An 11,168-nucleotide genomic window follows, 5' to 3' on the forward strand; every position below is an offset into this window, starting at 1 on the left:
ACCTCCAAGGAGCTCATTCAATGGCTGCTAAAGAAGTAAAGTTCTCCGCCGACGCGCGTGAAAAGATGCTGCGCGGCGTCGATATCCTTGCCAACGCCGTCAAGGTCACGCTCGGCCCCAAGGGTCGTAACGTCGTCATCGAGAAGTCTTTCGGCGCTCCCCGCATCACCAAGGACGGCGTTTCCGTCGCCAAGGAGATCGAGCTCGAGGACCGTTTCGAGAATCTCGGCGCGCAGCTGGTTCGTGAAGTCGCTTCCAAGACCAACGACAAGGCCGGCGACGGCACCACCACCGCGACGGTTCTCGCTCAGGCGATCGTCAAGGAAGGCGCCAAGTTCGTCGCCGCCGGCATGAACCCGATGGATCTGAAGCGCGGCATTGACATGGCCGTGACCGAAGCCGTCAAGGATCTCGTCGCCCGCTCGAAGAAGATCAAGACGTCCGAGGAAGTCGCTCAGGTCGGCACCATCTCCGCCAATGGCGAGAAGGAAATCGGCCAGATGATCGCTTCGGCGATGCAGAAGGTCGGCAACGAGGGTGTCATCACCGTCGAGGAAGCCAAGACCGCCGAGACCGAGCTCGAAGTCGTCGAAGGCATGCAGTTCGACCGCGGCTACCTGTCGCCGTACTTCGTCACCAACGCTGAGAAGATGGTGGCTGAGCTCGACGACCCCTACATCCTTCTGCACGAGAAGAAGCTCGGCAACCTGCAGGCGATCCTTCCGGTCCTGGAAGCTGTCGTCCAGTCGGGCAAGCCGCTCCTGATCATCTCGGAAGACGTCGAAGGCGAGGCACTGGCCACGCTCGTCGTCAACAAGCTCCGTGGCGGCCTCAAGGTCGCAGCCGTCAAGGCTCCGGGCTTCGGCGATCGCCGCAAGGCCATGCTCGAGGACATCGCTGTCCTGACGGCTGGCCAGGTGATCTCGGAAGATCTCGGCATCAAGCTCGAGAACGTCACGCTCGCTCAGCTCGGCCGCGCCAAGAAGGTCACGATCTCCAAGGAGAACACGACCATCGTTGACGGCAACGGCAAGAAGAAGGAGATCGAAGCTCGGGTCAACCAGATCAAGGCTCAGATCGAAGAGACGACGTCGGACTACGACAAGGAGAAGCTCCAGGAGCGTCTCGCCAAGCTCGCAGGCGGCGTCGCGGTCATCCGCGTCGGCGGCGCGACGGAAGTCGAGGTCAAGGAGCGCAAGGACCGCGTCGACGACGCGCTGAACGCAACCCGCGCCGCTGTCGAAGAAGGCATCGTCCCGGGCGGCGGCACGGCTCTGCTGCGCGCCAAGAAGTCCGTCGAGAAGCTGAAGTCCGAGAATCCGGACATCATGGCCGGCATCAAGATCGTGCTCCGCGCGCTGGAGGCTCCGATCCGTCAGATCGCCGAGAACTCCGGCGTCGAGGGTTCGATCGTCGTGTCGAAGGTTCTCGAAGGCAAGGGTGACTCGTTCGGCTTCGACGCCCAGAGCGAGACCTATGTCGATCTCGTCGCTGCCGGCATCATCGATCCGACCAAGGTCGTCCGTACCGCTCTGCAGGATGCGGCTTCCGTGTCCTCGCTGATCGTCACGACCGAGGCGCTGATCGCCGACAAGCCCAAGAAGGACGCGGGCATGCCCGCCATGCCTCCGGGCGGCGGCATGGGCGGCATGGACTTCTAAGAAGTCCTACCTCTCGGAAATACGGAAGGGCGCGGCGCAAGCCGCGCCCTTTTTCGTTTCGGGGCCTATGATGATAATATACGCCGATGATCGACTTCTCCGGGATCGTCGGCTTCGATTGGGATAGCGGCAACGACACGAAAAGCGCTGCCAAGCACGGCGTTTCTGGCTCCGAGGCCGAGGAAGTGTTCTTCAACCAGCCGCTTCTGGTCGTTGGCGATCCCGCGCACAGCCAAGACGAGGTGCGGCTCCATGCGCTGGGTGTCACCCATTCGGGTCGCAGGTTGCAGATCACCTTCACACTGCGGGGAGGTGGGACGCTGATCCGGGTCATTTCTGCCCGCGACATGAGCGAAAGGGAAAGGCGCCGCTATGAACAGGAAGCTTGAGCCCATTCCGGCCTTCAAGGACGAGGCGGAAGAGCGTGCCTTTTGGGAGAGCCATGACACGGCGGACTTTGTCGACTGGGCCCAGGCGGCACGCGTCGTCCTGCCGAATCTGAAGCCGACGACGACATCGATTTCGCTGCGATTGCCGGTCAGCATTCTTGACCGCATCAAGGCCGAAGCGAACAAACGCGACGTGCCCTATCAATCGCTGATCAAGACGTGGCTGGCTGAAAAAGTGGGCTGAGCGCCTCCAGGGATCGGCGGGGCGCGGCCGAAGCCACGCCTTTCTTGTTTCGCCGTCCCAGCCTCAGTTTGGCGGCCTGGGCGGATTGGTCTTCGGGTAGGTGTGGGCCACCTCGACCGAGGAGACCCGGTCGCCGAGTCCGAAATCGGACAGTTTGTAGAGCCCCGGCGAACTGAGCGTGCGCTTGGCGCCCTGGGCAAAGCGCGGGTCCCCAAAATCATGGTCGTAGACCGTGATCGAATAGCGCCCCTCGGCCGGCTTCGGCAGATACAGGCTGCTCATTGTGTCGTTGGCGATGCCGATATCGGCGACGCCGAAGCGATAGAGGTCCTGGGTGGACTGCTTGAGCCTGCCCGGATTGCCGGGGACGATCGTCCAGAGATTACGCCGCGACACACGCCGGCTGTCGGCCAGATCGAGCCGCGCCTGCCTTCCCAGCCCCAGATCATGCTCGAAGACCTTGATCTCATCGCCCCAGGGGAACGGGAAGTTCGACGTGTCCTCGATGCCGGGGTCTTCGGGGGCGGGGATTTCCGGCGCGTTGACATAGTCGAGCGAGACGATGTCGAACGAGACCTGGACGTTGAGGTCGGTATCGGAGCCCCTTGCGACGATGGTCCAGGTCGAATAGGGGCCGACCTGGTCGAGGTCGATCCATAGATCGTCCTTGGCGCGGTCGTCGGGGTCCAGCCATTGCGGCCCGTCGCGCTCGATCGCCACCAGCCGCACCTTGAAGCGGTTGTTGACGACGCGCGGGTAGATCATCGGCTGGATCTGGTCGCCGAAATAGCCATGGGCAGGTATGAGGTCGCTGGGACCCTTGTCGAACAGCCGGAAGGCTTCCCGACCCTCGAACCAGAGATACCACTCCAGTTCGTGATCATGGTTCCTGGCTTCGGAATAGTTGTTGGGCATCCAGCTGGTCAGGCGGACGCTGAGTTCCTTGGCGAGCACGGTTTCCCTCCGCATCTAGACGGCTCGCCCCCCTATGCCACCCATACTGTCAGGAAACAGGGAACGTCGCTATCCGTAACGTCAGCTGCTTCTGACCTCCGCATGCCGTCCCCGCTCGGAACCGACGCGATGGCGGAGGCCGGAGACTCCCGCCTTTCTTTTCCTTGTTTTCCTGGAGACCAGAGCAGGCGTCCCGGCACCCCGATCCGCCACGCCTGATGCGGGCCGGCCGGCGTCCTAGCGCCGCTCGCGGAAGAAATCCCGCAGCATCCCGGCCGATTCGCTCTCGGCGATGCCGCCATAGACGTCCGGCGCGTGGTGGCAGGTCGGCTGGCTGTAGAAGCGCACGCCGCTCTCGACCGCGCCGCCCTTGGGGTCGGGCGCGGCATAATAAAGCCGGCGGATGCGGGCGAAGGAGATCGCCGCCGCGCACATCGGGCAGGGCTCCAGCGTCACATAGAGATCGCAATCCGGCAGCCGCTGCGATTGCAGCGCCCCGCAGGCGGCGCGGATCGCCAGCGTTTCGGCATGGGCGGTCGGGTCGTTGAGTTCGAGCGTGCGGTTGCCGTCGGCGGCCAGCACCACGCCGTCGCGCACGATCACCGCGCCGATCGGCACCTCGCCGCGCGCCGCCGCCTTGCGCGCCTCGGCCAGCGCCAGGCTCATGAAGGAGGGTGCGCCGCCCCTCATTTCCGCTCGCATGGCTCGAATTGACCACCCATTTTCGTCCTGTCGCATTTTGTTTGCACGAAGCCGTATCCACCCGGCCGCAAAATGCTCTAAGGAACCGTTTCAAGGATGGATAGATGAAGCCGCCGCAGAAACGCACGAAGGACAGCCCCGCGCAAGACGACGCCGAGCACGACCGCATCGCCAAGGTATTGGCGCGCGCCGGACTCTGCTCGCGCCGGGACGCTGAGAGACTGATCGAAGAGGGACGCGTCGCCATCAATGGCCGCGTCCTGACCAGCCCGGCCGTGAATGTCGGCCCGCACGACCGCGTCACGGTCGATGACGAGCCGCTGCCCACCAAGGAACGCACGCGGCTGTGGCTCTACCACAAGCCGAAGGGCCTGGTGACGACAGCGCATGATCCGGAGGGCCGCCCGACCGTGTTCGACGCGCTGCCGGAACATCTGCCGCGCGTCATCGCCATCGGCCGCCTCGACATCAACACCGAGGGGCTGCTGCTTCTTACCAATGATGGCGGCCTGGCCCGTGTGCTGGAGCTGCCCTCGACCGGCTGGATGCGGCGTTACCGCGTCCGCGCCTGGGGCGATATCCTGCAGCCCGATCTCGACAAGCTGAAGGACGGCGTGTCGATCGACGGCGTGATGTATGGCGCCATCGAAGGCATTCTCGACCGCATCCAGGGTTCCAACATCTGGGCGACGATCGGTCTGCGCGAAGGCAAGAACCGCGAAGTGAAGAAGGTGCTTTCGAGCATCGGTCTCGACGTGAACCGCCTGATCCGCATCTCCTACGGCCCGTTCCAGCTCGGCGACCTGCCGGAGGGCGAAGCCGTCGAGATCAAGGGCCGCGTCCTGCGTGACCAGCTTGGCGAAAAGCTGGCGCAGGAATCCGGCGCCGATTTCGACGCGCCCCTGCGCGAGGAAGAGGAAGCCGCCCGCCGCAGCAATCGCAAGTCCGGCGGCCGGACCATCCGCCGTGGCCCGATCAAGCCGCTCGCCCAGGTCAAGCCGACCAGCGAACGCCCGGTTCGCGTCGATCCGCGCCGCGTTGAGGAAGCCGAGACCGGCGAGCGTCGTGGCGGTCGTCCCGTCTCCGAAGCGCGCCGAAACCGCGACGAGCGCCCGGCCGAAGGCCGCGCCCCGCGTGGCGAAGGCCGCCGTGGTCGTGACGAGCGCCCGGCGGAGGGTCGTGCCCCGCGCGGCGAAGCGCGCCGTGGCCGGGACGAGCGTCCCGCCGAAAGCCGTGCGCCGCGTGGCGAGGGCCGGCGTGGCCGTGGTGAACGCGGTGCCGAGGGCGAGGCTCCGCAGCGGACGTCGCATCGCGGTGCGGCCCGGGGCAGGGGCCGTGGCGAGCCTGCCGCCGAGGGCGGCGACAAGCGCGAGTTCCAGGATGGCCGCCGTTTCGAGGGCAGCCTCCGCAATGCGCGGCCGGTCACCGGCCGCAATCCCGATGGCGACCGGCCCGCGCGCGGTCCGCGCGGCGGCGTGGTCAAGAGCGGTGGCCGTCCCAGTTCCGGCGGCGCGCCCAAGACGGGCGGCGGCGCGAAGGCCGGCGGCAAGCCGGGACGCTCGTTCGACAAGCGCCCGGTGACGGGCCGCAATCCGGACGGCGACAGGCCGCGCGGCGGCCGGGGCGGCAAGCCTTCCGGCGGCGGCGGTGGCAAGCCTTCGGGTTCGGGTGGTTCAGGCAGCAGGTCGGGTGGTACGGGTCGTGCGGATCGTCGCCGGTGAGTTTCGGGGCCGCTCGCTCGCGGCCCCGCGTACGCAGACGATAAGGCCGACGGCCGACAGACTGCGCGAAAGTCTCTTCAACGTGCTCGCGCACGCCTATGACGACGTCGTGGTCGATGCCCGCGTGCTCGATCTCTTCGCCGGCACCGGCGCGCTCGGGCTCGAGGCGATCTCGCGCGGCGCGCGCTACGCTATCTTCGTTGAGGAAGGCGTCGAGGCGCGCGGCCTGATCCGCGACAATATCGAGGCGTTCGGCCTGACGGGCCGGACCAAGCTGCTGCGCCGCGACGCGACCAAACTCGGACCGGCTGGCACCGTCGATCCCTTCCAGCTTGTCTTCGCCGACCCGCCCTATGGCCGTGGCCTTGGCGAGGCGGCGCTGCAATCCGCTGTCGAAGGCGGCTGGCTGGCCCCCGGCGCGCTCGTCGTGATCGAGGAAGAAGCCAAGGCCCAGATCGCCGATATTCCGGGCCTTGAACGGATCGAGACGCGCCAGGCTGGGGACAGTCAGCTTATCTTTCTGAAATTTAATGTTTGATTGCGACATTAAAGTCGCAATCTAGCCACAGCTGCCGCATAGCTTGACCCTCAAGTGGCACGCCGAGCAAATCGAGGGTCAATGGCCTCTATTCTCCAGTCGAATCTGGCTGCGCTAAAGCGCGGACCAGCCGCCCTGTTCATTGCCGTAACGATCGGCATGGCAGTCCCCGCCTACGCGGCAGAGAAGACCGCGACGCCGGCGCAAGCCGAGACGAGCCAGCTTCCGCGCATCGCGCCGGACGCCAGCACGTTCAAGCTTGCGAATGGCATGGAGGTCGTGGTGATCCCCGATCATCGCGCCCCGATCGTCACCCATATGGTCTGGTACAAGATCGGCGCGGCGGACGATCCGGCGGGCAAATCCGGCATCGCCCACTTCCTCGAGCATCTGATGTTCAAGGGAACCAAGAACCATCCGGCCGGCGAATTCTCGGCCAAGGTCTCCGAGGTCGGCGGCGTCGAGAATGCCTTCACCACGGCCGACTCGACCGCCTATTTCCAGACGGTCGCCAAGGAGCAGCTCGGCATGGTGATGGGCTTCGAGGCCGATCGCATGGAGGGCCTGCAGCTGACCGACGCGGTCGTGCTGCCCGAGCGCGACGTTATCCTGGAAGAGCGGCGCATGCGCACGGACAACAATCCGGCCGCCCAGCTCAGCGAGGCGATGAACGCGGCACTGTTCCAGAACCATCCCTATGGCATCCCGATCATCGGCTGGGAGCACGAGATGGCCGGGCTGACGCGCGAGGACGCCGTCGCTCAGTATGAGCGCTACTACACGCCGAACAACGCGATCCTGGTGGTTGCCGGAGACGTTACGGCCGACGAAGTGAAGAAGCTCGCCGAGGATACCTATGGCAAGCTGCCGCGTCGTTCGGAGCCGGCTGCCCGCAAGCGGCCGCTGGAGCCCCAGCCCCTGACCGAACGTTCGCTCGTGCTGCGCGACCAGCGGGTGAGCCAGCCGTCGTGGAACCAGATCTACCTCGCGCCGTCCTATGTTTCGGGAAAGCCGGGCGAAGCCGAGGCGCTGGATATCCTGGCCGACGTGATCGGCAGCGGCGCCACCAGCCGGCTCTATCGCAGCCTGGTGGTCGAGCAGGCGATCGCTTCGGGAGCCGGCGCCTATTACTCCGGCGATGGCCTCGATTATGGCCGGCTCGGCTTCTATGCGACGCCGCGCGGCGACGTCCCGCTCGACAAGCTGAGCACCGCGGTCGATGCGGTGCTGGCCGACGTGCGCGAGCATGGCATCACGGCCGAGGAACTGGCCTTGGCCAAGAAGCGCACGCGTGCCTCGACGATCTACAGCCAGGACAGCCAGTCCTCGCTCGCCCGGATCTTCGGCTCCGCCATGGTGGCAGGGCAGTCTCTCTCCGACGTGCAGGATTGGGCCCGTCGCATCGATGCGGTGACGCTTTCCGACGTCTCGCAGGTCGCCGCGAAATATCTCGACAAGCGCCGCTCGGTCACGGGCACCCTTTTGCCAGCGCCGGCCGATGGCCGCAGCTGATCGTCAGAGGAAACATATGATGGCAAACCTACTGGCACGGCTCGGCCTCGCTTTCGTCGGCCTGGTGATGCTGGCGCCCGCGAGCCAGGCAATCGAGATCCAGCGTGTGATCAGCCCCGGCGGCATCGAGGCATGGCTGGTGGAAGATTATGCGGTGCCGATCGTCGCGGTGAACTTCGCCTTTTCCGGCGGCACCTCGCAGGATCCGGCCGACCGGCCCGGCCTCGCCAACATGCTCTCCGGCCTGCTCGACGAGGGCGCCGGCGACCTGGACAGCAAGGCGTTCCAGGCCAAGCTCAGCGACCTGTCGATCGGGCTCTCCTTCGACGCCGGCCGCGATGACTTTTTCGGCACGCTGAAGACGCTGGCGGAGAACAAGGACGAGGCCTTCTCCATGCTGGCCCTGTCGCTGCAGAAGCCGCGTTTCGACGCCGAGCCGATCGAGCGCATTCGCGCCCAGATCCAGGTGAGCATCAACGAGGCCAAGAAGGACCCGGATTCGGTCGCCAGCGCCACGATCCGTGCCACGGCCTATCCTGGCCATCCCTACGCCCAGCCTCCGGAAGGGACGGTCGAGAGCATCGCCGCCATATCGGCCGAGGATCTGAAGAACTATCGCGAGCGGATCTTTGCCCGTGACAATCTGAAGGTCGCGGTCGTGGGCGCCATTGACGCCAAGAGCGTCGGCGCCATGCTCGACCAGGTTTTCGGGCCGCTGCCCGCCAAGGGCAAGCTGACCGACATTCCCGACACGGTCCCCAAGGGCGGCACGGCGGAAGTCGATATGCCGAACCCGCAGACGGTGATCACCTTTGGCGGCCCGGGCCCGCGCCGCGACGCGCCGGATTTCATGGCCGCCTTCGTCGCCAACCACATATTGGGCGGCGGCACCTTCTCGTCCCGTCTTTATGAAGAGGTGCGCGAGCGCCGTGGCCTGGCCTATTCGGTCGGGACCATGATGCTGCCGTTCCGTCACTCCGCCGCCATCTCCGGCAACACCGCCACCCGCGCCGATCGTGCGGATGAAACGGTGGAGCTGATCAAGAGCGAGATGGCCCGGATGGCCAAGGACGGCCCGACCGACGAGGAACTCGCCAAGGCGAAGAGCTTCCTGACCGGCTCCTACGCGCTGCGCTTCGATTCCTCGTCCAAGATCGCCCGCCAGTTGCTCGGCATCCAGCTCGACGATCTCGGCATCGACTACATCAACAAGCGCAACGACATGGTGGACGCGGTGACGCTCGACGAGGTCAAGCAGGCCTCGCAGAAATACTTCTCCAACGGCACCAGCCTGATCGTTCGCGTCGGTCCGCAGGAAAAGAGCTGAGCGCTGGAGGGAAGGTTCTTCGCGGTTCACTTGGAAGGCCTTCCCGGGAAGGCATCCCTCGGGGACAGGTGAAGCCCCACTTGCGACAGACATAAAAAGGGCCGGGAAGCATTCCCGGCCCTTTCTGTTTTTCCGGAAGCCCGCTCAGTCGACGGGCTCGGCCGTGGCCGTCTCGGCCTCCTTGTTGAGCGCCTTCGCCTCGCGCTTCGGCACCGTCAGCGGCTCGGGTTCCGGCTTGAACGCCTTGGTGACGAACAGGTCGCGCCCGGCCGACAGAAGGCCGCCGGCCTGCTGCGCCGCGAGGCGCGCCGCGTCGCGGCTGCGCAGGCTTTCCGAGATCGATTCGATCCGCTCGGGCGCGACGCCCAGGCCTTCCAGCGCCGAGGCGCCGAAGGTGAAGGCCGATTCCAGCGTCTCGCGCATCTGGTAGGTCACGCCCTTCTTGAGCAGCCGCAGCGTATGGCCGCGGTCATAGGCGCGGACATAGAGCTGCACGAACGGGAATTCCGACTGGATGAGTTCGACGATCTTGTCCGTCACCTCCGGCTTGTCGGTGCAGATCGCCACGATCTGCGCCCGCTCGATGCCGGCGGCGTGCAGCACGTCGAGCCGGGTGCCGTCGCCGAAATAGACCTTGAAGCCGAAGCGCGAAGCGGCGCGGATCATCTCGGCGTCCGAGTCGATCGCCGTAACGTCGACGCCTTCCGCCAGCAGGAACTGCGCCGAGATCTGGCCGAAGCGGCCGAAGCCGATCATCAGCACCCGTCCGCCGGCGCCGTCGAAATCCTCCTCGATCTGCTCGGGCGTCGCCGGGGGCAGCAGCCACTTCAGCGACAGCACCGCCATCGGCGTCAGCGCCATCGAGATGATGACGGTGGCGGTCAGCATGGCGTTGACCTCGCCGGTGAATACCCCGCCGGCGGTTGCCGCGGCATAGAGCACGAAGGCGAACTCGCCGCCCTGGGCGAGCATGGCGGCGCGCGCCATCGCCTCGGCGTGGTCGGCCTTGAGCACGCGCGCCACGACGTAGATGCCGGCCGCCTTCAGCGCCATGTAGGCGACGACGCCGATCGCGATCATCTGCCAGTGCCGGGCGATGACGCCGAGATCGAGCGACATGCCGACGCTGAGGAAGAACAGGCCGAGCAGGATGCCGCGGAAGGGCTCGATATCCGCCTCAAGCTGGTGGCGGAAGCTCGATTCCGACAGCAGCACGCCGGCGAGGAAGGCGCCCATCGCCATCGACAGGCCGCCGATCTGCATGGCCAGCGCCGCGCCGAGCACGACCAGCAGCGCCGCCGCCGTCATCACCTCGCGCGCCTGGACATTGGCCAGGATGCGGAACATCGGATTGAGCAGCCAGCGCCCGGCCGCGATCAGGGCGGCCAGCGAGGCGAGGGCGATCAGGATCGAGATCCAGCGCGACTGCGCCTCGCCGTCCGATCCATGCGTGCCGAGCAGGGCGACGATCGCCAGCATCGGCACGATGGCAAGGTCCTCCAGCAGCAGGATCGAGATGACGCGCTGCCCGGGCGGCGTCGCCGTGTCGCCGCGCTCTTCCAGGATCTGCATGACGATGGCGGTGGAGGAGAGCACGAAGCCCATGCCGGCGATGAAGGCCACGGCGGGCGGGAAGCCGGCGACGATGCCGAGGCCCGTGAGCAGCGCGCTGCACGCGACCACCTGCGCCAGGCCGAGCCCAAAGATCTCGCCGCGCAGGCTCCACAGCCGCGATGGCCGCATCTCCAGCCCGATGATGAACAGGAACAGCACCACGCCGAGCTCGGCGACATGCAGGATCGACTGCGGGTCGGTGAACAGCTTCAGCCCGTAGGGGCCGATCACCAGGCCGGCGGCGAGATAGCCGAGCACCGTGCCGAGGCCGAGCCGCTTGGAAATGGGGACCGCGATCACGGCCGCGCCGAGCAGCGCCACCAGCTGGACGAGATCGGTGCCTTGGGTATCGACCGACATGAGGGGCCTCGGCTTTGGGGGACTTTCACGATGGAACGGGAGTTCGATCCGCGCAAGGCGCGAGACGGGCATGCAGACGGATTGGGCAGGTGTGGCGCCGAAGGCCGCGGACGGGCGCGCGCCTCTGGAAACCATGGCGACGGGGC

At 66.2% G+C, this 11,168-nt stretch carries 10 protein-coding genes; 7 read left to right on the forward strand and 3 right to left on the reverse strand.

Annotation, left to right across the window (positions count from 1 at the left end; translation table 11 throughout):
- The first annotated feature begins 20 nt into the window (after nt 1-20).
- The 3 genes from groL (at nt 21) to OSH10_RS19005 (ending at nt 2,294) form a co-directional block, all read left to right on the forward strand.
- Nucleotides 21-1,661 (forward strand): chaperonin GroEL, encoded by a 1,641-nt coding sequence (gene groL, locus OSH10_RS18995; RefSeq protein WP_266333591.1) that lies wholly within the window; start codon nt 21-23, stop codon nt 1,659-1,661.
- Nucleotides 1,662-1,747: 86 nt separating this feature from the next.
- Nucleotides 1,748-2,050 carry a BrnT family toxin gene (locus OSH10_RS19000; RefSeq protein ID WP_266333593.1) on the forward strand — a complete coding sequence of 101 codons (303 nt, stop codon included), beginning with the start codon at nt 1,748-1,750 and terminating at the stop codon, nt 2,048-2,050.
- Nucleotides 2,034-2,294, forward strand: coding sequence for a BrnA antitoxin family protein (locus OSH10_RS19005; protein ID WP_266333595.1), 261 nt, complete (start codon nt 2,034-2,036; stop codon nt 2,292-2,294). The genes OSH10_RS19000 and OSH10_RS19005 overlap by 17 nt, the downstream gene beginning before the upstream one ends.
- A 63-nt stretch (nt 2,295-2,357) precedes the next feature.
- On the opposite strand, the gene OSH10_RS19010 is transcribed toward OSH10_RS19005, so the two are convergent.
- Both OSH10_RS19010 and OSH10_RS19015 read right to left on the reverse strand, forming a co-directional pair.
- Entirely contained in the window at nt 2,358-3,263 is a 906-nt protein-coding gene (locus OSH10_RS19010) for a hypothetical protein (protein ID WP_266333597.1), read from the reverse strand.
- Nucleotides 3,264-3,485: 222 nt separating this feature from the next.
- On the reverse strand, nt 3,486-3,938 hold the full coding sequence (locus OSH10_RS19015; RefSeq protein ID WP_266333599.1) for a nucleoside deaminase: 453 nt from the start codon (nt 3,936-3,938) through the stop codon (nt 3,486-3,488).
- A 116-nt stretch (nt 3,939-4,054) separates the two neighbouring features.
- On the opposite strand from OSH10_RS19015, the gene OSH10_RS19020 reads away from it, so the two are divergent.
- The 4 genes from OSH10_RS19020 (at nt 4,055) to OSH10_RS19035 (ending at nt 9,048) form a co-directional block, all read left to right on the forward strand.
- Nucleotides 4,055-5,671 (forward strand): pseudouridine synthase, encoded by a 1,617-nt coding sequence (locus tag OSH10_RS19020; protein WP_266333601.1) that lies wholly within the window; start codon nt 4,055-4,057, stop codon nt 5,669-5,671.
- Nucleotides 5,652-6,209: a 16S rRNA (guanine(966)-N(2))-methyltransferase RsmD gene (gene rsmD / locus OSH10_RS19025; RefSeq protein WP_266333603.1), complete on the forward strand. Its 558-nt coding sequence runs from the start codon at nt 5,652-5,654 to the stop codon at nt 6,207-6,209. Before OSH10_RS19020 ends, rsmD begins: the two co-directional genes overlap by 20 nt.
- 159 nt (nt 6,210-6,368) lie before the next feature.
- Nucleotides 6,369-7,721 (forward strand): M16 family metallopeptidase, encoded by a 1,353-nt coding sequence (locus OSH10_RS19030; RefSeq protein WP_266333605.1) that lies wholly within the window; start codon nt 6,369-6,371, stop codon nt 7,719-7,721.
- A gap of 19 nt (nt 7,722-7,740) precedes the next feature.
- Nucleotides 7,741-9,048, forward strand: a complete 1,308-nt coding sequence (locus tag OSH10_RS19035) for a M16 family metallopeptidase (protein ID WP_266333607.1) — start codon at nt 7,741-7,743, stop codon at nt 9,046-9,048.
- A gap of 144 nt (nt 9,049-9,192) precedes the next feature.
- Here OSH10_RS19035 and OSH10_RS19040 read toward each other — a convergent pair whose 3' ends face one another.
- A complete protein-coding gene (locus OSH10_RS19040; protein ID WP_266333609.1) occupies nt 9,193-11,022 on the reverse strand; it encodes a monovalent cation:proton antiporter-2 (CPA2) family protein in 1,830 nt (609 codons plus the stop codon).
- Between the last annotated feature and the right edge of the window lie 146 nt (nt 11,023-11,168).

This window comes from Kaistia defluvii, from assembly GCF_026343955.1.
Lineage (GTDB): Bacteria > Pseudomonadota > Alphaproteobacteria > Rhizobiales > Kaistiaceae > Kaistia > Kaistia defluvii.